The following is a 22,753-nucleotide window of genomic DNA, read 5'->3' on the forward strand; positions in this document are numbered from 1 at the left end:
ACGGAGACCGCTCGCGATGACCAACCTCACCGGCCGCAGCGCCATCGTCACCGGCGGCTTTTCCGGCATGGGCTTTGCCATTGCAACAGCGCTTGCCAAGGCCGGCGCCAATGTCGCCGTCGGCTCTTATGTGGCGCCGCCGCAGGCGGGCAGGGTGGACGCCGCCTACTATCCCGGCGCCGACGAGATCGAGCGCGTGAGGTCGGCGCTTGCGGCGCACGGCACCAAGGTGCACGCCGCGCATCTCGATGTGCGTGACAGTTTTCTCACCAACCACTTCGTCGCCGAAGCAGAAGAGGTGCTCGGGCCGATCGACATCCTCGTCAACGCCGCCGGCACGACCGCCGAGCAGCCGGTCTGCGGCCATTCGGACGAGCTTTGGGAGAAGATCGTCGACACCAATCTCACCGGCGCTTTCCGCACCACGCGCGCGGTGCTGCCGGGCATGATCGAGCGCGGCTGGGGCCGCATCGTCAACATCGGCTCGACCGCCGCATCCGTCGGCTGGAAGGACAATCCTGCTTACTGCGCCTCCAAGGCAGGACTGCTCGGGCTCACCCGCTGCGTCGCGCTCGAAGGCGCGGCACACGGCGTCACCTGCGTCATGATCAGCCCGACCTGGGTCGAGACCGAACTGATGCGCCGCAACGTGGCGCAGGTCGTCGAGCGTGAAGGCAGGGGCCGCAGCGCCGAGGAACTGATGGACGAATTCCGGAAAGGCAATCCGCAAGGCCGCATGATGCAGCCGGAGGAGATTGCGGCGCTTGCAGTTTTCCTCTGCTCGGATCTCGCCAAGGGGATCACCATGGAAAACATCCAGATCACCGGCGGAGCTTTGTGGTAATGCCGGCGCGCCACCGGAAACCGACTGGGCCGGAGAGCGCTCTCTAGGTCGCCGAACGTGCTGCTGCACGTGCGGCATTGGACAGGGCTTCGCGCTGGCCGGCGCGGACCACGACGGGGTCATAGGTCTTGCGGGCGAAGACCTCGCGCACCAGCGGCGCGAAGAAATCCAGCGGCCGGGTCGGGTAGTCCGGATCGAAGCTCGACTGGTCCCACCTCTCGCAGAACTCGGCGCAGTCGTCGAAATAGGCGTTACCCTTGAACGCATCCCTTTTGTGCGGATTCGCGCCGACATGCTCGCCATAGTAAAGCAGCTGGAAATCGCCATGCTTCTCAACCACCCAGGCGCATTGCTCGCGCACGAAGGGGCGCAGGATGGCGGCCGCGTATTCGTCGTGGTTGTAGGGCGCATAGATGTCGCCGATGTCGTGCAGCAGCGCCGATACCACCCAGTCGATGTCGGCGCCGGCGTTCCAGGCGCGCGTGGCGGCCTGCAGCGAATGGCCGAGCCGCGTCACCTTGTAGCCTGACAGCGATTTGTCGAGTTCGACCATCGCCGCCAGGAGCCTGTCGGCCGTGCCGGCGGCATATTCGGTTTCGTGCTCGGTCAGGAAGGCATAGTCCTCGCGGTCGCCATCCTTCATCTGGGTGAACTTCACGGTTTCCATTGTCGAAACTCCAAATGCCGGTGGCGGTCAGCGGCCCATTTCGAGATAGATGTCGTCGCCTTCGACATGCACGGGGAAGGTGCGCGCCTTCAGCCTGTCGTCGACCAGGCATTTGCCGGACCGGATGTCGAACTCCCATCCATGCCAGGCGCAGCGTATGAGTTCGCCGGCGCGCTCGTAGACGAATTCCGCCTTGTCTGTCTGCCTGGTGGTGCCGGATATCGGTCCCTCGCAAAGCTGGCCGGCGCGATGCGGGCAGATATTGAGCAGGGCGGCATAGCCATCCTCGAGCTGGAATATGCCAACGTTGATGCGGCCGATGGTGACGATCCTTGGTTTGCCGACCGCGACGTCCGCGGTCTTGCAGGCGAAGGTCAGCGCGGAGGCGGTGGCAGCGGCGGTCATCAGGCGACCCTCGCGGTGGCGGCCGGAGCCTCGATGCGCTTGTAGACCTCCAGAGCATTCAGCCCCATGACCTTGTCGCGCCAGGCGGGCGGGATGTGTAGATTGGTCGGCGCGTCGAAATCCCAGTGCGGATAGTCGGAGGCGAAGAGCAGCGTGTTCTGCCCGTCCATGTGCTCCAGCGTCTCCCACAGATGCCTGACATTCTGCGGCTGCTCGAGTGGCTGGGTGCTGAAGCGGATGTTGCGGCGGCAATATTCCGACGGCAGCATCTTCAGCCACGGTGTCTCCTTGCGCAGCGCCTTGAAGTTGGCGTCGAGCCGCCACATCAGCGACGGCACCCACGACACCCCGCATTCGATGACGACGAAATAGAGGTCGGGAAATTTCTCGAACACGCCGTTGGAGATCATGCTGACCACGTGGGTCATGGCCGGCTGGCTGAGCAGAGCGTGCGTTTCCCAATAGTAGGCGGTCGGGCCGCTCGCGACGGCATTGTGGTTGACGCCACCCTGGCCGCCGAAATGGATGGCGAAGGGCAGCCCGACCTCGGCGCAGGCCTCGTAGATCGGATGATAGAAGGGGTCGCCATAGGGGCGCTGCGAGCCGTGGCTCGCCAGGACCTGGACAATGTCCTTGTGGCCCCCGAGGCGCCGGATCTCGGCCGCGGCGCCATGCGGATCGGTCGGCGAAATGATGATCGATCCTTTGAAGCGCCTGTCCTTCGGCAGCCACCAGTCGATCATGTAGTCGTTATAGGCCTTCACCAGCGCGTTGGCGTAGTGATAGTTGGCCAGCGTCGAAGCCTCCAGGGGCTCGTCGGCGGTGAGGATCGCCACGTCGATGCCGTAGAGATCGAGGTGCTTCTCCTTCATGATCAGGTAGTTGTCTTCCTCGGTCTGCGGGCGGATGTCGTGCCGCGAAAACCCTTCCGGATGCAGCCAGGGGCGGTGGCCATGCGGGAAGCTTCCCGTCGGGCCGGGCTTTTCACCGCGCACCAGAAAATCGCGCCAGTAGGGCTCGAGATAGGGGAGCAGAACCTCGGCGCTGGACCAGTAATTGTGAACGTCGGTGTCGACGATGAACATGGATGTCTTGCCTGCCATGGGGTGGGATGGATGATGCAACCGTGCGCTTCGTCGGCACGTCTCGGCAACGCAGCCGGGGCAGGATGTTAATCGAAGAATCCGATTACCTGTTGCGGGGCGCGGTTAAAAAGCGATAGCCGTTGCGGGATTTTTCCGCTGGATGGCCGACATGCAGATCGAACTCCTGGATACGTTCCTTGATCTGATCGAAACCCGAAACTTCAACAGGACGGCGGAGCGGCTCGGCATCACCCAGTCGACCGTTTCCAGCCGCGTCCGCACGCTCGAGACGCTGTTGGACAAGCAACTCTTCATCCGCGGCAAGAGCGGCACCGAACCGACCGTCGCCGGCCTGCGGTTCGAGGAGCATGCGCGCGCGGTCAGGCTGCGCTGGCTTGACGCCCGCCGCGAAATCCAGTCGGTCGGCAAGTTCGACCGGCTGATCCGCATCGGTATCCAGTTCGAGCTTTACGAGCGGGTGCTGGAAGGGTGGTTGGAATGGGTGCGGGCGACGATGCCGAAGCTCGCGCTCTATGTTGAGATCGATTACTCGAACCAGATGATCCTCGACCTCACCACCGGCAGCCTCGATCTGGCGGTGCTCTATTCGCCGCAGCACCTGCCGGACATGCACTACGAACAAATCGCCGAGGAGAATTTCGTCATGGTTTCGACGCGCGGCCTTGCCTTCGGCGAGGTCACGGCGGCGGACTATATCCGGGCCAATTATTCGGCCTACTTCAACCGCGCCCACAAGCAGATGTTGCCGGAACTGGAAAACAGCCCGGTCTCGATCGGAAATGGCGGCGCTGTCACCTATCTCCTGCGCAGCCGGGGCGGCACCGCCTTCGTCACCGAGACGGTAGCAACGAAATTGCGCCAGGAAGGCGTGGCGCAGCTCGTCGCCGACGCGCCGAAAATCTCACATCCCATCTACTCGGCCGTCCATGTCAGGCACCATCATTCCCACACCCATATTCGCCTGCTCAAGGCGCTCAAACTGATGTCAGCCTGATGCCGTCGCACAAAACTGCGCGGCGGTTTTTGGGACAACGACATGCGCATGATAAGACCCTGAGCTAAAGATCAACGGTGACGTCACCTCTCGGCGTGCTGCAGCAGGCGAGGATGAAGCCGCCCTGCCGCTCCACCTCCGACAGGCCGCCCATGTCGTTCAAGTCGACTTCACCCTCGATCAGCCTGACCTTGCAGGTGCCGCACACACCCATACGGCACGACGTATCGAGATAAATGCCGGCGGCCTCGGCCAGCTCCAGGATCGTGGCACTCTCACCGGCCTCGCGGCGGATCCCAGAGCGCTCGAAGGCGACGATGATCTTCATGTCTGAAGGCGCCTTGCTTTCGGACGGCGATGCCGGGCCAAAGGCTTCCTCGAAGACTCGCTCGGCCGGAACGCCAAGGTCGATCAGGTGGCCGCGCATGGCCTGCATGAAACCTGCCGGCCCGCAGAGGAAAACCGTCCGTGATCCCACGTCGGGAACAAGCCGCGCCAGTCGTGCCATGTCGAGCCGGGCGGTGTTGCCACTATCGCCGGAATCGGACGGCCGGCTACATACCGCCTCGACGGTCAACCCATGCATGTTCTCGCGAAACATCTGAAGTTCCGGGCCGAACAGGACGTCATCCGGGCTGCGGGCGCATTGGATGAACGCAACGTCCAGATCGCTAGCGGCATCATGCAGCGCGCGCATCATGGACATAAGCGGCGTGATGCCACTGCCGGCGCAGAGGAACAGTGCCTTCTCGACGGCGCGGCCCTCCAGTGTGAAGTCGCCGGTGGCGCCACTGATTTCGACAATACTGCCTTCACCGAAATGGTCGTGCAGGATGCGCGTCGCATTGCCGTCGGCCGCCGCTTTGATCGTCAGGGCAATGCGATCCGGCCGGGTTGGCGGCGAGGCGATGGTGAATACCCGGGAGTACGTCTGGCCGGCCCAGGAGAAACGGATGGTGACGAACTGGCCAGCGAGGAAATCAAACCGCCGGCCATCGACCCTGTTGAACATCAGGGTGACGACGTCGCGGGCCTCCTGGATACTGCCCGTGCAGAGGCAGGGATGCAAGTCGCGCGACGGCGATCCTGCGGTGACGAGAGCGGCGTTGGCGTTCATGCGGACATGACCTGCGGGAGCTGAAGAACGAGCCGTCCTAGCAGATCCGGCGATGTCGTCCCCGCGCCCCGTTGATCGCCAAAGGCGTTCACGCCGCCTGCAGCTGAAGCCTTTTCAGCTTCGACACCATGGCCGCGCCAAGCATCTTTTCCGAATATTCGACCAGCAGCGCCCGCGCTTCCAGATGCGAAATCGCCTCGTCCGAATGGCCGCGCCGCAGCCAAAAACCGTCCAGCATGGCGGCAAAGCCGCGCACGAAATGGTCGATTTCCTCTCTCGACCACAGCGGCGACAGTGCCGAGCCGATGTTCGAGCGCAGGCGCTTGTAGAACAGCTCCTGCAGCCGGGCATAGCGTGGATTGTGCGCGGCTTCCGCGTAGAACGACACCCAGGCATTGGCTGTGTTGCGCTCGAATTTCTCTTCCGGGAAGTTGCCGTCGACGATTGCCGTAAGGCGATCCCATCTCGTCTCGGCCTGGCGCAGATTGATCACCACCGCGTCCATCAGGACACGGTTGGCGTAGCGCACCATCTCGAACAGCACCTGGTCCTTGTCCTTGAAATAATAGGTCAGGATGCCTTGCGACATGCCGGCTTCGTGGCAGATGCGGGTGGTCGTCAGGCCCTTCAACCCATCGCGCAGGAAGATGCGGTGCGCCGCTTCGATCAACTCGACGCGCCTGATGTCCTCGATGCGCGTTCGTTGCTTTCTTGCCTTGGCTGCCATGGGTTTCGTATATCCGACGAAAATTTTGTACGCTCTAACAAATTTTTCTATTGTCATATAATTTTGGCAGGCATAGGCTCCGAACGCAAGCAGATGCCTCACGGACTTTCGATGACGTCGCACACACAAACCATGCGGGCCGCGGTCCTTGGCGGCTATGGTGAGCCGCTCGACGTCACCAGCGTGCCGCGCCCAATTGCCGGCCCCGGCCAGATCCTGGTGCGGCTGCAGGCCTGCGGCGTTTGCCACACCGACGTGCACATCTGGCGGGGCGAGAGCGTTCCGCCACATGCGCCTTCGCCCTTCGTCATGGGCCACGAGGGCATCGGCCGGGTCGAGGCGATCGGCGAGGGCGTCGGCGGCTGGTCACTCGGCGACCTGGCCGGCGTGCCCTGGATCCACGATACCTGCCGCCGCTGCGACGAATGCCTGGACGGCTACGAGTCCTTCTGCCAGCACCATCGCGCGCACGGCTTGAATGTGCCTGGCGCCTTTGCCGAATATGTCGTCTGCGACGCCAGCTTCGCGGTGGCGCTTCCCGATACCATCGACCCGGTAACCACCGCTCCGGTGATGTGCGCGGGCATCACCGCCTATGGGGCGGTGAAGCGGGCCGGGGTGAAAGCCGGCGAAAAATGCATCGTCTTCGGCTGCGGCGGCCTCGGCCTCTACGCGGTGCAGATCGCCAGCCGGCTCGGCGTCGATGTGCTCGCGGTCGACCGCGATCCGGTAAAGCTCGACATCGCCCGCCGCTACGGCGCGGCGGAAACCGAAATCGCCGACGGCGGTCTACCCTCGCGGCTGGCGGCGAAGGGCGAGAAATACCACGCCTGCATCAACTTCGCGCCGACCACCGCAACCTGGGACGCGATGGTCGCCGGCATCCGCCCACGCGGCAGGATCATTGCCGCCGCCATGGTCTTCCAGCCGGTGCCGCTCATCCAGGAATGGCTGACCGCCACCGGCGTCGTCATCACCGGCACAAGCGTCGGCACCCGGCAGGTGATGCGCGAGCTGGTCGCCATGCATGCGGATAAGCCGCTCGAAACGACGGTCGAAGTCATCGGGCTGGAAGACGTGTCGGCAGCACTTGTCTCTCTCGAGCGGGGCCAGTCGAAAGGGAGGTACGTCATCAGCTTTGCGCGGTAACGCACTGTTTCGGCGGCCAGGGGAGTGGCGCGCGGAACGCGGGAGAGGTTAGCGGCGGCCTCGCTATCAAGGATGAAACCTGAACCATAACATCCAGACAGGGGAACGATCATGCCGAATGGAACCAACGGACTGAGAAATGCAGGAATTGGCCTGGCGCTGGCGCTTGCCGCCACGACGCCCGGCCTGAGCGCCGAACTCGGCGCCAAGGACGAGCCGATCAAACTCGCAATGCTGGAATGGACCGGCGCGCATGTCTCCACCCACATCGCCGGACAGCTTCTGGAGAAGCTCGGCTATCACGTCGAATATGTGACCGCGGGCAACTTCCCGCAGTTTTCCGGTCTCGCCGACGGCTCACTGAGCGCCTCGGTCGAGGTATGGATGAACAATGTCGGCGACATCTATCCGAAGACGCTTGCCGCCAAGCAGATCGAGGACATCGGCAAGCTCGATCTGAAGACGCGTGAGGGCTGGATCTATCCGAAATATATGGAGACGGTCTGCCCCGGCCTGCCCGACTGGACGGCGCTCAACAAGCCCGACTGCATCAAGGCGCTGTCGACGCCGGAGACCGCGCCCAATGCGCGCTTCCTCGATTATCCGGCCGATTGGGGCTCGCGCGCCGCCACGATCCTGGCCGACAACAACATGCAATACACCGCTGTTCCCTCCGGTTCCGAGGGTGCGCTGGTGGCCGAGCTCGAAGCCGCCGAAGCCGCCAAGACGCCGCTCGTGATGATGTTCTGGGGACCGCATTATGCGCTCGCCGAAAACGACGTCGGCTGGGTGACCATGCCGCCCTGCAAGCAGCAGACCAACGACCACTGCATCACCCCGCCGGACGTCGACAAGATCGTCTGGTCGGGCTTCGGCGCCAAATGGCCGGCGGCCTATGCCTTGCTCAAGGCTCTCAAGATGGACGCCGGCGAGCAGGAGAAGATGATGCTCGCCGTCGACAAGAAGGGCGAGGACCTCGATGCGGTGGTCAAGGCCTGGGTCGAGAAGAACGAGGCGGTCTGGAAGCCCTGGGTCGACGGCGCCAAGGGCTGATCGGCCGCCATGCCTGGAAGAGGCTGAAAGCAATCGATGCCCGGCCCCAGCGCTCGGAGTCGGGCGAGCAATTCGCATGGATGGCATCCGATGAACGCCGCCTCACGTCCGATAAAGCTTGCCTGCCGAAATGTCTGGAAGGTCTATGGCCGGCGGCCGGCCTATTATTTCGACTCGCGCGGCTATGTCATCGATCCCGATGCGCTGGCCGAGCGTCTGCGCGCCGAAGCGCATCTGCCGGCCGTGGTCGATGCCAGTTTCGAGGTGGCGACCGGCGAGATCTTCGTCATCATGGGCCTGTCCGGCTCCGGCAAGTCGACCTTGGTGCGCTGCCTGTCGCGCCTCGTCGAGCCGAGCGCCGGAGAAATCCTGCTCGACGGCAGGAACCTGCTCGCTGCCAACGGCAAGGAGCTGATCGAGCTGCGCCGCCATGCCATGGGCATGGTGTTTCAGAATTTCGGCCTGCTGCCGCATCTGAGCGTCCTCGACAATGTCGCCTTCCCGTTGAAGATCCAGGGCAAGCCGGTGAAGGAGCGCGAAGCCCGCGCCCGTGAGATGGTTGCACTGGTGGGGCTCGAAGGCCGCGAGGCGTCCTTCCCGCACCAGCTCTCCGGCGGCCAGCAGCAGCGCGTCGGCATCGCCCGCTCGCTCGCGGTTGGTCCAGAGCTCTGGTTCCTCGACGAGCCGTTCTCGGCGCTCGATCCGCTGATCCGCAAGCAGATGCAGGACGAATTCCTGCGCCTGCAGCGCATGCTGAAGAAGACCATCATCTTCATCACCCATGATATCGCCGAGGCCTTCCGCCTGGCCGACCGGCTGGCGATCATGCGGGCGGGAAAGATCGTCCAGATCGGCCGTCCGGCCGACATCGTGCTCAATCCGGCCGACGACTATGTCGCGCAGTTCACCGAGGACATGCCGCTGCTGCGCGTCATCACGGCAGGCGACATCGCCACGCCCGCCAATGGAGCGGCCCTCCCGGAGCGCAGTATCGCCGCAGACACCAGCCTCGAAGCGCTGATCCCGCAACTCGCCTCCGGCGTCGGCGCCTTCACCGTCCCCGGCGCCGGCGGCAGTGCGCCGGCGGTGCTCAGCGCCGGCGCGGTGCTCGCTGTGCTGGAGCGCGAGCGGGCAAGGCGCACGAGCGAATGACCGCGCCGGCCGCGATCGCACGATCCCCGCGAAGGCCCGCCATCGGGCCGGCCCTTCTGCCCTGGTGCGGCTTGGGCGTGCTGACGATGCTTTGCCTGCTTCTCAAAACCGAGCTTCCCTGGCTGGTCAATTTCCCCAAGGAATGGACGCTGCCGCTTGCCTCTTACATCGACGCCATGACCGACGTGGTCGTCGCCGTCATCCAGCCCGGGTTCCGGGCGCTGTCCGCTTTGCTCGAGGCGCCGATGCGCGGCGCGCGGCTGGCGCTCGCCTGGCTGCCTTGGCCGGCGGTGATGCTGGCCGTCGCCGCTCTCGCGCTGAAGTCGAGCGGCGAGAGGCTGGCGATCTTCGCGCTCGCCACGCTCGCCTATATCCTGCTCGCCGGCTACTGGCCGCAGAGCATGAACACGCTGGCGCTGGTGCTGCTGGCGGTGCCGATCTCTACTGTGCTCGGCTTCCTGCTCGGCGTGCTTGGCTACGCCCGTCCGCGCCTGCGCCCCGTTCTCAACGGCGCGCTCGACCTGATGCAGACGGTACCGGCCTTTGCCTATCTCATCCCGCTGCTCTTGCTGTTCGGCTTCGGGCCGGTGGTCGGACTGATCGCCTCGGCGATCTACGCGACGCCGCCGATGGTGCGCAACACCATGCTCGGGCTCGACCGGGTACCGGCGGCAATCAGCGAGGCGGGTCTGATGAGCGGCTGCACGCGCCGCCAGCAATTCTGGCAGGTCGAGGTGCCGACGGCGCTTCCGCAGCTTCTCGTCGGCTTCAACCAGACGACGATGGCCGCGCTGTCGATGGTCATCGTCGCCGCCATCATCGGCGGCTTCGAGGATATCGGCTGGGAGGTTCTGTCCTCCATGCGCAAGGCCGAATTCGGCCAGAGCATCCTCTCCGGCCTGGTGATCGCATTGCTCGCCATCCTCATCGACCGCCTCACCATCGGTTTCGCCAAGCCGCCGGAGACCGGGCCGACGCGCGCCATGCGCTGGATGACGCCGCGCCGGCTGGTATTGTCGCTGGCGGTTGCGCTTGCCTTCGCCATCGCCATCCGCTTTGCCGCGCTGGACGCGACATTCCTGCCGCAAACCGCGCTGCGCACTGAAATGGGCGGCGTCAATCAATGGCTGCTCGGGATTGTCCGCGACTATGCCTGGTTCTTCGATGGTGTCCGCAACGCCGTCCTCTATTGCCTGCTGTTGCCAATGCGGGTCGGCATTTCCGGCGCGGCGACGCCCGCCATCTGGGGCTTTGCGCTGTCGCCAACGGCGACGGCGGTCTATGTCGTCTTGGTCCTGGCCTTGGCCTGGCTGGCGATGCGCCGTTTTGGATGGCGAGGCGCCTCGGCGATGCTGGCCGCCGGCGTCATTCTCTACACCGGCTTTCTCGGCCTGCCCTGGCCTGTCTTCATCCTCGCCGTCGCGCTGCTTGCCGGGCAGGTGGCGGACTATCGCCTTGGGCTGTTCGCCCTTGCCGGTTTCGCGCTCATTCTCGTCAACGGGTTGTGGCCGCAACTGGTGCAGTCGCTTTATCTCTGCACGCTGGCAGTGCTGCTCTGCCTGTTGATCGGCGGCATGCTCGGCGTCTGGGCGGCGCACAGCGACCGCGTCTCGCACATTCTGAAGCCGATCTGCGACGCCTTGCAGACCATGCCGCAATTCGTCTTCCTCATCCCGGCGCTGATGTTCTTCAAGGTCGGCGAGTTCACTGCACTGATCGCCATCATGCTCTACGCCATCGTGCCGCCGATCCGTTATGTCGAGCATGGGTTGCGGCATGTGCGCGCTGACGTCGTCGAGGCGGTCGAGCAGATGGGCGCAACGCCGTTGCAGACGCTGCTGCAGGCCAAGCTGCCGCTCGCTCTGCCGGTCGTCATGCTCGGCCTCAACCAGACGATCATGGCGGCGCTGTCGATGCTGGCGATCGCCGCCCTTGTCGGCACGCGCGATCTTGGCCAGGCGGTCTATGTCGCGCTCGGCAAGGCCGATGCCGGCATGGGCCTCATCGCCGGCCTGTCGATTGCCTTCCTGGCGATCCTGGCTGACAGGCTCATCCAGGCCGCCGTCGCGCGTTCGGCTGCTGCCTCGAACTAATCAGACCGGCGCCGGCATGCGGCCATTGGCATGCCTCTCGTCCTCGGCGGGAATAGCCACCCTGCGGCGCCGGAACGCCGGCAACGGGCTCAGCGTGAACAGGCCGTAATAGACGATGAAGGACGCCATGAAGTAAGGGCCGAGCATCTCGACCTCGAAGAAGGAGCGGATCAGCATCAGCCCGATCGCGCCGGCAAGCACCACCGAATCGGCGCTCCAGTCGCCGAACACCACCTTCGACACATGGCCGTAGAAAGCTCGCAGGATGACCAGCGCCAAAAGGGTGACGCCGATGAAGCCGATCTCGACCAGCGTCTCGACATAGGTGTTGTGGAAGTGGAAGCCGGAGCGGGTCGAGATGTAGAATTCCGCCCACAGCCGCTCCGGATCGGCAAAGCCCTGCACCCAATAGGCGGCATAGCCATAGCCGAGCAGCGGGCGCTGCTGCGCCGCTTCCCAGCCCTGCTCCCAGAGATAGGTGCGGCCGGTGAGCGTCGAATCCTTGCCGAAGATGCCAAGCACGACATCCAGCAGGCCGAGATTGAGCGCCGCCGCCACGCCCGTCACCAGCGCCCCGGCGCCGACGATGAACAGCACGCGGCGATAACGCAGCGACAGCACCTTGGTCATGCTGAGCAGCGCCACGATGCCGATCACCGCCGGCAGCGAGGCCACCGACGTCGCCGAATGGGCGATTGCCAACATGTAGGCCGACAAGAGCATGATCGGCGCGGTCCAGACGAAGCCCAGCCAGTTGCGCCGGTAGAAGATCAGGAAGGCAAAGCAGAAGAAGATGCCGAGCGAGGAGAAGAAGCCGATCTGGTTCTTGGAGCCGAAGGCGCCGACGAAATTGACTGTGCCGTCGAGCGTGTCGAGCGCGTAACCGCCGACTCCCAGTGAATAGAGCAGAACGAAGAAGATGCCGATCAGCGAGCCGACAACCAGCGTGCGCACATTGATGGTGCGCGCCGCGACATAGGCGCAGACGATGTGTGAGGAATATTGCACCGCCGCGCGCGCGCTGATCCCCGCCGCCTGCGACCAGAAGACCGAGAAGCAGACATAGGTTGCGAGCAATATTGGCAGCCAGGCGCTGGAGAGCTTCCAGGTGAAGCGCCGGTAATCGACGAAGAGCAGCGGCAGCCAGACGGCGTAATAGGCCAGGATCAGGATCTGGCCGAAATTGGGCGAGTAGGCGAACGCGATCATCGAAACCGCGACGGCGAAGGTGCCGTAGGTCTCGTTGCGATCGGGATCGATCAGGATGGATTTCGGAATCTTCATACCGGATGTTTGTCCGTTGAACCCTTCTCTAAGCCATGGCTCGGGCGCGCTGCATCTGCCGCTGCAGGAAGCGCCGTACCGGCTCGTCATAGATGCGCGTGGCGATGTCGGCGATGACGATGACCAGAGCCGCCATCACGATTCCGAACCAGGGATGATGCGCGAACGGATCGATCGAGAAGGCCTTGCCGGCCCCGGCGATGATCATCAGCATTGGCGTGTGGATGATGTAGATCGGGTAGGAGATCCGCCCCAGCCAGCCATAGAAGCCCGACAGAAGCGGCGCGGTCGGCGCCACCGCGCCGGTCACCACCATGATCGGGAAGATGATGACGATCGCGGCAAGGTCGTAGAGAACGCGCGCGCCGCCGGCCGGAGCGATGGCGAAGACGATAAGCGTGAGCAGGATCGCGCCTTCGACCCAGAGGCCGCGCCGCAGGAAGCCGAGGCTGCCCTGCCAGCGCGCCATCGAGCGGCAGAGCAGCACGCCGAGGAAGAACGAGAAGGTCACGCGCGGCAGCCCGCTGAGGATCGTGTTGCCGGTCATGCCGAAGTCGAGCGTGCCGGCGAAGATCGAGGCGACGACGAGCAGCGCCAGGCTGACGGCAACGATCCCCGTCAGCACGCGCCGCGACAGCAGGAAGAAGGCCGCGACATAGGCGATGTTGACGATGAGCTCGAAGAACAGCGACCAGGAGGCCGGATTGAGCGGAAAGATCGTGTGATAGGCCTCGCTGACCAGCGGGATGAAGAGCATGCCCGTCGTCAGTTGCATGCCGATTTCGGACAGCGGCATGTATTCGGCCGGCATCAGCCTGTTCTTAACCAGCAGGTAGAAGAAGCCGAGCAGCGTGCCGGCGAGATAGAGCGGATAAAGCCGGATCAGGCGGATGGCCACGAAGGTGCCGAAGCCCATGCCGTTCTCGATCTTGCGGTCATAGGCATGCGCGATGACGAAGCCGCTCAGCAGGAAGAACAGGTCGACCGCGAGATAGCTCGACGGCAACACCTTGCCGTCCGCCAGGAACGGCGAGAAGTGGTAGAGCATGACGCTGATCGCCGCCACGCCGCGAATGGCGTCGAGGTTCAGATACACATGACGCGGGGCTGCGGGCTGCATGTTATGCCTTCAAGCGGTCCAAAACAGATCGCCCGCCCGCGCCGCGGCGCGAGCGAGCCCGATGTGTTCCTCCCGCCTCCGTTCCTCGATTCGCTTCGCGTAATCCGGTCCGGCGACGCTACTGGCTGGCCGTCGGCGCCAGCTTCACCTTGATCACGTCGCCCGGCAGGACGGGCGTGTCTTCCTTGGCTTCGACCTCGCTGGTCTTGCCGTCGGCAACCCGCACCAGTGAATAGAGCAGGGTCGGTTCCTGGTCGCTGGTGAGAGAGGCCGCCGTCGCCGGGTCCGATGCCTGCGCGATCAGGCCCTTCTGCATGCCGGCCTTCAACGTCGCCTCGTTCAGGTCGGCCTCGGCCTGCTGACGATTGGCTGTCAGCGTGGAACTCAGCGAGTTCCTCGCGTCGATGGCGTCCTGCTCGGCCTTGCTGATCGACTGCTTGGCGGTGAGGATGGCCGTCTCGTAGTCCAGGATCTTGCCCTGCAGGTCAGTGACCGACTGCTGCGAGGACAGCAACCGTGCGTTGGCGACCAGGCCTTTCTGCGCCAGCGGACCGATACTTTCGGCCTGCTTCTCGGCCAGATCGACCTGCTTCTGCTGATTCGTGATCTTTTTCTGCAGCGATTCGATTTCGGACTGCAGGACACCCTTCAGATCGTCGAGCTTATCGAGCTTCAGCTTCAGCGACGTCTGGTCGGAGACCAGGATCGCGGTTTCATCGGCTACGATGGTCGCCAGCCTCGAATCGCCCTCGATTTCCTTGGGCACCTCGAAGGTCGTTTTCCCGGCGAGGTCGGCATCGATCCTGGCGCGCTTGACGAGCAGGCGGATGCGCTGGTCGTCATAGATATCGAAGCTGCCCTTGGCGGTAATCAGATCCTTGCCGAGCTGCGGACCATAGTCGGCGTTGCGCCGGATGCCGCCGGCAATGCTGACTGCCTTGAGCACGGTCAGGTCGGGCACGAAGGGAAACTGGCCGGGGTTCTGGACTTCGCCTGAAATGTAGAACGGCCGGAACTGCGCCATCTCGACGGAGGCTTCCGGCTTGTCGGGCAGCGCCAGCTTACGCTGCAGGGCAAGTCCGATCGCCGAAGCGACCTCGGCCGTCGTCTTGCCGGCGGCCTGCAGGCTGCCGACGAACGGCACCGAGACCGTTCCGCCCGGGCCGACCGAATATTCGCCATTGATGGCCGACCAGTCGCGGAAGGTGCCGTCGACCGTCTGCCATTCGGCGACACGGATATTGAGCTTGTCCTGCGGGCCAAGCTGGTAATCGCCGGCGGCCGCCAGATGCGGCATGGCCAGCGACGCTGCAAGCAAGATGCCCGCGAAGCGGGCAGGGGTTCTGGATATGAGACCGCAGGCGAGTGGCAGTCCGAAGAGGTGTTTTGTCAAATGAACGTTTCCGATCCGCTTTGGCCCCATCCGCCCGATGAGATCACTGCCGGATGCCCGCCCCGCCTTCGCGGGGCAGGCCCGTCGGTCAATAGCTGCCGCGCGACATCCACACGGCAGGAACGGTCTTGAAGATGATGCGAATGTCCTGGAACATCGACCAGTTCTCGACATAGTGGCGGTCGAAGGCGACGCGCGTGTCATAAGACACGTCGTTGCGCCCGCTCACCTGCCACAGCCCGGTGAGACCCGGGCGCGACTTCAGGTAATAGACCGCGGCGCTGCCATAGATCTCCAGCTCGTCGCGCACGACCGGACGTGGGCCGACAAGGCTCATATCGCCCTGCAGGATGTTGAGGATCTGCGGCAGCTCGTCGAGGCTGAGCTTGCGTAACACCTGGCCGACGCGGGTGACGCGCGGATCGTTCTTCAGCTTGCGCGTCGCAATCCATTCGGCATTGGCTTCCGGATTGGCGGCCAGATAGGCGTTGAGCACGCGCTCGCCATCCGTCACCATGGTGCGGAATTTGAGGCAGGAGAAAATCCTGCCGCCGCGGCCGATACGCTTGTGGCCATAGAAGATCGGACCGTTGTCCGAAAGCTTGACCAGCAGCGCGACCATCAGGAAGAGCGGGCTGAGCAGAACCAGGCCCGCGACGGAACCGACGATATCGAAGCTGCGTTTGAGCAGACCGCCGATTGGGGGTGGAAAATCAACGCCGACCTGCGCAAAACCCGCATTAGCCGACTTGGCGACGTCCCTCATGCAGAAGCTCCATACGTTGAACGGATGGTTTACGGCAAGATATCAAAAAAATGCTGCAGCGCAACACACAATTTCCCATCTCGCTGAAATGTTCACGTCATGAATTGACTAAATATTAAACCTGGCTTGCCCAAATTTTCACCTTTGTGGCGCGTTTGTGACAAGGTGAGAGAAAACCAGGAAAATGTAGTCTACCTTTTGGGCCATTTTTGGACAGTGCATTCTTTGCTGCAGAAGAAACGCGGTTGCATGCCGCTGGAAGCACTCGCATTGGTAAGTTATTCGGGTAAAATACTAATCAAAGGCGCGGGTTTTACTGAGGCGGCAGTCGCCTTGCTGAATAGCTGGTGGCGTCGCAGTGTGCGGCGCACCATGCCAGAGTCGATCTCGTAAAAACCTTGGAAACCATACCTGTCGGGCCTTGCCGCAGACCCTCCGCCTTAATAGAGTCGCAAATTGTTCCTGTCATAGTCTGCATGGGTAAGGAAGGCCGGAAGCAACCGGCCGGATTGGGCAGCCAAAAAGGCTCTTGGCGCAACGGGGAGTTACGCGGGTGGGTAAGTCGCAGCTTCTGCATGCTCGTCTCGGTTGAGGGGCCGGCGAACATGTCTCTGCCAAAATTCATCGTCGGGATGATGTTCGCTCTCGCGATCGTCATCGGCTGGTCGTATTTCGACGGCGCGTCGCCGGGCACCATCCTCCTGCGCGCCATCATCTGCGCCGTCATCATCCAGGCGGGCTATTTCCTTCTGGTCTTCGCCATGATCGGCAGGGCCACGCCGACATCGGCCGACAAGGCCCGCGAAGCCGACCGCGGCACGATCCTGAACAAGGTCGCCGAGGGCGAGAAACTAAGCGCCAGACGCAGCCTCCACTGATCGCTCGATTTGGGCCGGGATCAGTTCCGGCTCCGCCGATGGCGCGGCTTCGCGTTCGGCCTGCTCGCCGGACAGCATCCTCGCAAGGCGGCTGCCGGCTTTTGCCTTGAGCCGCCGATATTGTCCGACCTCGACGATGCGTCCGTTCTCGATGGCCACGACCCAGTCGGCAAAGGCGATCATCGAGGGCCGGTGAGCGATGGTCAAAATCGTCATCTGGCCGCGCAGCGCCTCGATCGATTGGGCGATCAGCGATTGATTCTGCCAGTCGAGCGCGCTCGTCGCCTCGTCGAGGATAAGCAGCGACGGTTTGCGCAGCAGCGCCCGCGCCAGGGCGATTCGCTGCCGCTCGCCGCCGGAAAGCCGCACGCCGCGGTCGCCGACCACCGTTTCCAGCCGCAGTGCCAGCCGCTCGACGAAATCGGCCGCTTGGGCGTTGCGCAGCGCCGCCCAAAGCGCATCGTCGCCGGCCTGAGGCGCGGCAAGGCGCAGATTGGCGGCGATCGTGTCGTGCAGCAGGAACACATCCTGCGGCACATAGGCGACCTGATCCCGCCAGGCTCTGCGATTTTGCGCCGTGATCTCGACGCCGTCGGCCAGGATCCTGCCGTTGGTAGGCTCGAGCAGGCCGAGCAACATGTCGGCGATCGTGCTCTTGCCGGAGCCGGAAGGGCCGATCAGCGCCGTCACCTTCCCGGCCGGCAGGCCGAAGGTGATATCGCCGACCACCGGTTTTCCGTCGCCTTCGCCATAGGCGAAAGACACATCGCGGATGTTGAGGCCGGTTTCGAGCGACAGTCTTGCGCCTTGTTCGGCCATGCTTTGCTCCGGCTCGCGCTCGGCATCGAAGCGGGCCTGGAGGCTTTGCATCGACGCGTAGGCCGGCAGGTTGATCAGCACCTGCTGGGTCTGAAGTTGCATGTCCATGAAGCGCGGCGCGACCCGCATGAACACCAGGAGCAGCACGACGATCTCGGCCAGCGACAGATGGAAGCGGACCAGCGCGATATAGATGAACAGGCTGAGCCCGATCACGCTCGCCACCTGGAACAGTGCGGTGCCGAGCGAGGAGTTGCGCACAAAGGCGATATTGTCGGCCTTCATCCTGTCCAACGTCGTGCCGAGCTCGGCGAAATAGCTTGCCTCGACATTCAGGCTTTTCGCCACCTTGATGCCGCCGAGAAACTCGGAGACCGTGCGGTACTGGTCCTGGCGATTGCCGGTCAGCGTGCGGCCATAGGCGCTGGCGCGTGCCCGGAACGGTTGCAGCGCAACCAGAAGCACGAGACCGATGAGCATGGCGAAGGACGTCATCACCGGCGAGATGAACAGCGAGACCACGAGATAGCCGGTCAGGAGCAGCGTCGCCTGGGTCAGCATCAGCAGCGAGAAGGCCGCCACCTGCACACGGTCGACGTCGCCGTTCAGCGCATGGTCGAGATCGGAGCTGCGGATGCGGGTGAAGACGCCCCAGCGCGCCCTGCCGACGCTCTCGAACAGGTTCATGCGCACGCGGTTGACGAAATCATAGAGCAGCCGCGCCATGTAGACCGACTTGAAGCGGTTGAACGTCGCTTGCAGCGCCACCAGCGCGACGAGCAGCGAGAGCACGGCCGCCAGCGACAGCGTTCCGCCAGGCACCAGCCAGTGCAGGGCCTCCGGCACCCGCACCGCGTAATCCTGGTCGGGCTTGCCGATCAGGCGCAGCAACGGAACGAGCAGCAGGATCGAGATGCCTTCGGTGAGACTCCCCAGGACCAGGAAGGCCAGCGCTGTTGCCGTGCGCCGCCCGCCGACATGCGCCATCATTGCGCCGAAGCCGGCGATGTCCCGAAACAGCGACAGGCGAAGCTTGGAGGACCAGCCCATACCGTGGCTCACCTTGCCCCGGACGCCAGATCGGCTTCGATCGCGACGACCGCCTCATCGATCCGGTCAAGCCCGGCCGGGACTTCCAGGCGGCTGACGCCGATCCGACCGGCGATCAGCGCGCATTGGCTGAGATGCGCGGCGGCGAAATCGTCCGCCAGCGCCTCCCGGCCGAACCGCGTGACATAGGAGAATTTGAGGACCGCCGGCAGCGCGGCGGCGCCTGTCAGCGGTGAGATTGCCGCCTGTCCGCCGCGCTCCAGCACATAGAGGCGCGAGACCGGCACCGCCTCGGCGGCAAACCCGTCGCGCAGCCTGTGCTGCGCCTTGTCGATTTGCGGGTGCACTTGCGGCCGCACCTCCGCCTGCTCGAGGTGGATGGCGCCGGCGGCATCGGCGGCGAGCTTGAGCTGTGGAAATCCGGGCAGGATCATCGGCCGGTCCGGATCGGACAAATCCAGCGCCACGACATCGTCGGTCAAGAGCCGATGGCCGGCGCGGATCATCGCACCCGCCGTCGTCGACTTGCCGGCCCCCTTGTCGCCCATGAAGATCACGCTCTTGCCATCGACGGCAATGGCGCTGGCATGCAGCACGAGCAGCCCGCGCTGATGCAGGGCAAGCGCCATCACCGGTCCGAGCAGCGGGAAGGCGAGCAGCGGATCGTCGATACCAGGCGCCGGATCGACGTCGATCCGGCGCCTGGAGCCACTGATCATGAAGGTGCCGACCGCCTGCCATGAAAGATACTGGCGCGCCGGCTCGAAGCGGAACGCCGTGGCGCCCTGCGACGCGGCGTCGGGAAAGTAGATAGGCCCGACCGCGATCTCAAGGTCTGGCGTCGCCGGCGGCGTCGGTTCCAGTTCCGGCAAGGCCACTTGCGAGCTAACGATCAGCCCGTAGGCCTTGTAGAAATGGCGGACGCGTCCACTCGGCGCCATCGTCTCGGTGGCGGGTTTTGGCCGCGCAAGGGAAGCGGTCGGAAGATTCATGCCGGGCTTCCCTGGACTTGCCGCAGCCACAGCGACAGCGACACAGAACGCCAGACATGCTGGACGTCCGGCAACGTCGCCTGCTCGGGCTGGCTGAGCAGGCGCTCATAGACCGCGTTCACTTCACGCAGGTTGACATAGGGCGCGATCCGCTCGCTGTCCGATATCAGCAGCCTGTCCAGGAGTTCGCGGTGATTGCCGAGCATGCCGTTGACCAGGTTGGCGGTGAAATCGATCTTGTCGCGCCGCCATTGCACCGCCGGCGGCAGAATGCCTTGCATGGCCCGGCGCAGGACGTGGCGGCCGAAGCCGTCCTTGAGTTTTTCCTCGCCCGGCAGCGACAGGCAGAATTCGATGAGCGGCTTGTCCCAGAACGGATAGCGGGGCTCGACCCCAAAATTGGCGGCGGCCTTGTCGAGCACTTCGAAGGCGTGCGGCACCAGCCCGCTGGAGAGCAGCCAGCGATGCGTCAGCGCCTCGCTGGCGCTGACGGCGGTCGGCATGGAACCACTGCGATCAAAGCGCTCGGCAAGATCGGTTCGCCTGGCAAGGTCCGGATTGACCAGGCCCGCCCAGGCAGTGCGCCGCACTGGCTCCGATCCGCGCCTCATCCTCCCGACAAGACGTTTGGCAATTGCCCTCATCCTGGCGATCCGCCAGGCCGGCCCATAGATGGTCAGGAACTTGAAATAGAGGGAAAGCATGCCCTCGCCATAGGTGTTGGCGGCGCTGTGCAACTCGCGCCACAGTTCCAGCCATCTGCCGGCATTGGCGAGCTCGTGCAGATGCCCATGGCCCTGCGAGACGACCTCGTCGCCGCCATGCCCGTCGAGAAGCACTTTGACGCCCTTGGCGCCCGCTATGCGGTAAAGGTCGCGCGTCAACGACAGGCCGGGCGCCAGGAACGTGCCTTCCTGCTCCTCCAGGATGCGTTCGAACTCGGCGAAGGGCGCATAATTGCCGACGGCAATCAGCGTGGCGTCGAGCGGATTGTCGTGGAGCACCGCGTCGATGAACGGCTTCTCGTCCATCGATGAGCCCTTGTCGAAGACCAGCGAAAAGGTCTTGAGCTTCGGATTGCGCTTGGCCGCCGCGCGAAGACCCGCAACGCAGGCGATCGAGGATGAATCGAGCCCGCCGCTCAGCATGGCGCCGACGGCCGGCGTGCCGCGCATCCGGTTCTCCACCGATTGCGCGAACAGATGCCTGAATTCTTCCGCCGCGTCCCTGCGCAGCGGCCGTTGCGACGGCTCGATCTGCCAGTAGCGCCGCAGCACCACCTGGCGGTCCGCCACCATCATGCCGTGCCGCGCCGGCAGCCGGAAGATTTCGGCGTAGGGCGTCGCCTGCGGATCATCCGGCAAGCCGGCGAGGAAGCCTGAGATCTGGTGCTCGCTGAGGCGCCTGCCGACGCCGACCAGCGCCAGGATCGGCCCGATCTCCGAGGCAAACGCGAAGCGCTTGCCGGTCGAATGATAGTAGAAGGGTTTGACGCCGAAATGGTCGCGCGCGCAAAACAGCGCCTGGCGCTCGCCATCCCATATCGCGAAGGCGAAATCGCCCTGCAGATAGGTCGGGCAGGCCTCGCCCCATTTGAGGTAGGCGCGCATGATGAGCACCGCGTCGACGATCGACCGGTCGCGCTGGCCGAGCCGCGCCAGAAGCTCGTCGCGATTGTCCAGCCGGCAATCGGCGGTGATGGCGAGCTTGCCGCCGGCCATGGTCAGCGGGCCGGGGCCATCCTCGCCGGTCGTGTCGAGCCAGGCGTGGCCGAGCGCCACGCTGCCGTCCGTCCACCATGAGCTGCCGTCGCGGGCGCGGTGGCGCATGCGCGAAAGCATCTCTTGGATATCGCCGGCCGCGGCGGGCCGCCCGTTGTCGTTATGCACAATTCCGGCGACGCCGCTCATCGGTCACGACCCATGGTCGACCAGATGGGCAAATCCGTTGATCGAGCCGCCCAGCACGATGTGGTTGCCGCTCATCAGCCAGGCGTGCGCCTTGAGCTCGCTGCCCGTTCCCTTTTCGATGCCGATGCTGATCTTCGAGGCGCTGCCCTGGCGGGCGAGCAGATATTGCCCGGCCAGCGCCTGGGTCAGGCAAGTGGCGCCCGGCACGAGCCGCGCCGCGGCGGCAACGCCCCAGGCGACACGCCGCAGGTCGGCGACGCCGGCGTCGCGCCTGGCGTCCAGCCTTGTCACCAGGCTGCGGACACGGTTGTAGGAGGAAAGCGTCAGCGCAAGCCGCACGACGCTCACCACCGTCAGGCAGCGCGCCAGAAACAGCATTTCCCGGCCGCTCAGCGAGCGGAACCTAGACCAGTTCCTCACTGTGGAGCCTCGCAAGCCCTGCTTCGGTCAGCCCCCTCAGCAAGCCCTCGACATCGGCCTTGCAGCGCTCGGCATCGACATTGTAGCGCGCAAGCACGGCGCTCCGGACATCGAGGACCGATCGCGGCTCCTGGATCTGCTCCCAGATGAAGGCGCCGACGCTGTTCAGGCTATAATAAACGTTGGATTTGAGGTGGAGCAGCGCCAGTCCGGCGCCGAATTCGCAAGCCACCGCCTCGCTGGTCGCGACCACGCGTTCATGGTCCGAAGGGTTCCAGTGCATCCTAAAACCTCGTTGCTGGGTCCGCCGCGCCCTTATGCTTTCACCCTGGATCGGTTGCCGCGATCCCGGGGGGCAGGAAACCGGGGGGCGCCGCCCCCCGGCTCACCTTTTGGAGGACATCCGGAGCCCCGACTTCGACACCCGGATGCGCCTGTAAGCTTAAGAGAAAGTCAGCTCGCCGACCGGCGTGTGCGCGGGAAAGCTCGCGTCGAGTGCCGTCGAGCCGGCACCGCCCTGCGTGATCGTTTCGATCGAACCGTGAACCGTCAGGCTGGGGGTCTCGTACTCATGCTTTTCAACATTCTGTTCCATTTTACTCTCCACTTAAGGACTGGAAGCGGCTGCAGAATGCCGCCAGCATATCGCTATGCTGCAATGCGATTGCTGCACGGCAACATTCATGAGTCAAGTTTGATTTACCAAGCATTAATCAATTCTTGGTTGCGCTCGTTTTCGTTGGCGATCAAGCCATGAGGAGCGCCATCGTAGACCTCAACCATCCTGGAATTCAACCGCAGGTCCTCGCCGTTT

At 64.1% G+C, this 22,753-nt stretch carries 22 protein-coding genes; 7 read left to right on the forward strand and 15 right to left on the reverse strand.

Annotated elements, in window-relative coordinates:
- Positions 1–16: 16 nt before the first annotated feature.
- Positions 17–844, forward strand: a complete 828-nt coding sequence (locus tag KVT37_RS08205) for an SDR family NAD(P)-dependent oxidoreductase (RefSeq protein WP_217571493.1) — start codon at positions 17–19, stop codon at positions 842–844.
- Between the two features lie 43 nt (positions 845–887).
- Here the strand turns inward: KVT37_RS08205 and KVT37_RS08210 are convergent, their stop codons facing one another.
- The 3 genes from KVT37_RS08210 to KVT37_RS08220 are packed head-to-tail and all read right to left on the reverse strand — an operon-like array spanning position 888 to position 3,001.
- On the reverse strand, positions 888–1,511 hold the full coding sequence (locus tag KVT37_RS08210) for an HD domain-containing protein (RefSeq protein WP_217571495.1): 624 nt from the start codon (positions 1,509–1,511) through the stop codon (positions 888–890).
- A gap of 27 nt (positions 1,512–1,538) precedes the next feature.
- A complete protein-coding gene (locus KVT37_RS08215; protein ID WP_217571497.1) occupies positions 1,539–1,916 on the reverse strand; it encodes a Rieske (2Fe-2S) protein in 378 nt (125 codons plus the stop codon).
- Entirely contained in the window at positions 1,916–3,001 is a 1,086-nt protein-coding gene (locus tag KVT37_RS08220) for an amidohydrolase family protein (protein WP_217571499.1), read from the reverse strand. Before KVT37_RS08220 ends, KVT37_RS08215 begins: the two co-directional genes overlap by 1 nt.
- A gap of 169 nt (positions 3,002–3,170) precedes the next feature.
- Between KVT37_RS08220 and KVT37_RS08225 the strand changes: the two genes are divergently transcribed.
- On the forward strand, positions 3,171–4,016 hold the full coding sequence (locus KVT37_RS08225) for a LysR family transcriptional regulator (protein WP_217571501.1): 846 nt from the start codon (positions 3,171–3,173) through the stop codon (positions 4,014–4,016).
- A gap of 64 nt (positions 4,017–4,080) precedes the next feature.
- Here KVT37_RS08225 and KVT37_RS08230 read toward each other — a convergent pair whose 3' ends face one another.
- Positions 4,081–5,133, reverse strand: coding sequence for a flavin reductase family protein (locus KVT37_RS08230; RefSeq protein ID WP_217571503.1), 1,053 nt, complete (start codon positions 5,131–5,133; stop codon positions 4,081–4,083).
- Positions 5,134–5,221: 88 nt separating this feature from the next.
- Complete coding sequence (gene betI, locus KVT37_RS08235) at positions 5,222–5,860, reverse strand: transcriptional regulator BetI (RefSeq protein ID WP_217571505.1); 639 nt, start codon at positions 5,858–5,860, stop codon at positions 5,222–5,224.
- A gap of 111 nt (positions 5,861–5,971) precedes the next feature.
- On the opposite strand from betI, the gene KVT37_RS08240 reads away from it, so the two are divergent.
- From KVT37_RS08240 to KVT37_RS08255, 4 genes are all read left to right on the forward strand, one after another.
- Positions 5,972–7,009, forward strand: a complete 1,038-nt coding sequence (locus KVT37_RS08240; RefSeq protein ID WP_217571507.1) for an alcohol dehydrogenase catalytic domain-containing protein — start codon at positions 5,972–5,974, stop codon at positions 7,007–7,009.
- 111 nt (positions 7,010–7,120) lie between these two features.
- The gene (locus KVT37_RS08245; protein ID WP_217571510.1) at positions 7,121–8,062 is read left to right on the forward strand and encodes an ABC transporter substrate-binding protein; all 942 of its coding nucleotides are present in this window, start codon (positions 7,121–7,123) and stop codon (positions 8,060–8,062) included.
- Between the two features lie 90 nt (positions 8,063–8,152).
- Positions 8,153–9,214: a glycine betaine/L-proline ABC transporter ATP-binding protein gene (locus KVT37_RS08250; protein WP_217571511.1), complete on the forward strand. Its 1,062-nt coding sequence runs from the start codon at positions 8,153–8,155 to the stop codon at positions 9,212–9,214.
- Positions 9,211–11,307 (forward strand): proline/glycine betaine ABC transporter permease, encoded by a 2,097-nt coding sequence (locus tag KVT37_RS08255; RefSeq protein ID WP_217571513.1) that lies wholly within the window; start codon positions 9,211–9,213, stop codon positions 11,305–11,307. The genes KVT37_RS08250 and KVT37_RS08255 overlap by 4 nt, the downstream gene beginning before the upstream one ends.
- Here the strand turns inward: KVT37_RS08255 and KVT37_RS08260 are convergent, their stop codons facing one another.
- From KVT37_RS08260 to KVT37_RS08275, 4 genes are all read right to left on the reverse strand, one after another.
- On the reverse strand, positions 11,308–12,591 hold the full coding sequence (locus tag KVT37_RS08260; RefSeq protein WP_217571515.1) for an O-antigen ligase: 1,284 nt from the start codon (positions 12,589–12,591) through the stop codon (positions 11,308–11,310).
- A gap of 28 nt (positions 12,592–12,619) precedes the next feature.
- Positions 12,620–13,711, reverse strand: coding sequence for an acyltransferase (locus KVT37_RS08265; protein ID WP_217571517.1), 1,092 nt, complete (start codon positions 13,709–13,711; stop codon positions 12,620–12,622).
- Between the two features lie 118 nt (positions 13,712–13,829).
- Complete coding sequence (locus KVT37_RS08270) at positions 13,830–15,008, reverse strand: polysaccharide biosynthesis/export family protein (protein WP_254633897.1); 1,179 nt, start codon at positions 15,006–15,008, stop codon at positions 13,830–13,832.
- A 184-nt stretch (positions 15,009–15,192) separates the two neighbouring features.
- Positions 15,193–15,870: a sugar transferase gene (locus tag KVT37_RS08275; protein WP_217571521.1), complete on the reverse strand. Its 678-nt coding sequence runs from the start codon at positions 15,868–15,870 to the stop codon at positions 15,193–15,195.
- Between the two features lie 605 nt (positions 15,871–16,475).
- Here KVT37_RS08275 and KVT37_RS08280 point away from each other — a divergent pair.
- Positions 16,476–16,748, forward strand: a complete 273-nt coding sequence (locus KVT37_RS08280; RefSeq protein WP_217571523.1) for an exopolysaccharide production repressor exox — start codon at positions 16,476–16,478, stop codon at positions 16,746–16,748.
- Here the strand turns inward: KVT37_RS08280 and KVT37_RS08285 are convergent.
- The 6 genes from KVT37_RS08285 to KVT37_RS08310 form a co-directional block, all read right to left on the reverse strand.
- Positions 16,722–18,617, reverse strand: a complete 1,896-nt coding sequence (locus KVT37_RS08285) for an ABC transporter ATP-binding protein (protein WP_217571525.1) — start codon at positions 18,615–18,617, stop codon at positions 16,722–16,724. The two genes, KVT37_RS08280 and KVT37_RS08285, sit on opposite strands and share 27 nt — an antisense overlap.
- A gap of 8 nt (positions 18,618–18,625) precedes the next feature.
- On the reverse strand, positions 18,626–19,609 hold the full coding sequence (locus KVT37_RS08290; protein WP_306796751.1) for a serine kinase: 984 nt from the start codon (positions 19,607–19,609) through the stop codon (positions 18,626–18,628).
- Positions 19,606–21,519: a lasso peptide isopeptide bond-forming cyclase gene (locus KVT37_RS08295; RefSeq protein WP_217571527.1), complete on the reverse strand. Its 1,914-nt coding sequence runs from the start codon at positions 21,517–21,519 to the stop codon at positions 19,606–19,608. The genes KVT37_RS08290 and KVT37_RS08295 overlap by 4 nt, the downstream gene beginning before the upstream one ends.
- Positions 21,520–21,522: 3 nt before the next feature.
- The gene (locus tag KVT37_RS08300; protein ID WP_308642591.1) at positions 21,523–21,939 is read right to left on the reverse strand and encodes a lasso peptide biosynthesis B2 protein; all 417 of its coding nucleotides are present in this window, start codon (positions 21,937–21,939) and stop codon (positions 21,523–21,525) included.
- Positions 21,923–22,222 (reverse strand): PqqD family protein, encoded by a 300-nt coding sequence (locus KVT37_RS08305; RefSeq protein WP_217571529.1) that lies wholly within the window; start codon positions 22,220–22,222, stop codon positions 21,923–21,925. Before KVT37_RS08305 ends, KVT37_RS08300 begins: the two co-directional genes overlap by 17 nt.
- Positions 22,223–22,381: 159 nt before the next feature.
- Positions 22,382–22,534: a lasso peptide gene (locus KVT37_RS08310; RefSeq protein WP_112096897.1), complete on the reverse strand. Its 153-nt coding sequence runs from the start codon at positions 22,532–22,534 to the stop codon at positions 22,382–22,384.
- Between the last annotated feature and the right edge of the window lie 219 nt (positions 22,535–22,753).

Source organism: Mesorhizobium sp. GbtcB19, from assembly GCF_019091085.1.
GTDB lineage: Bacteria > Pseudomonadota > Alphaproteobacteria > Rhizobiales > Rhizobiaceae > Mesorhizobium.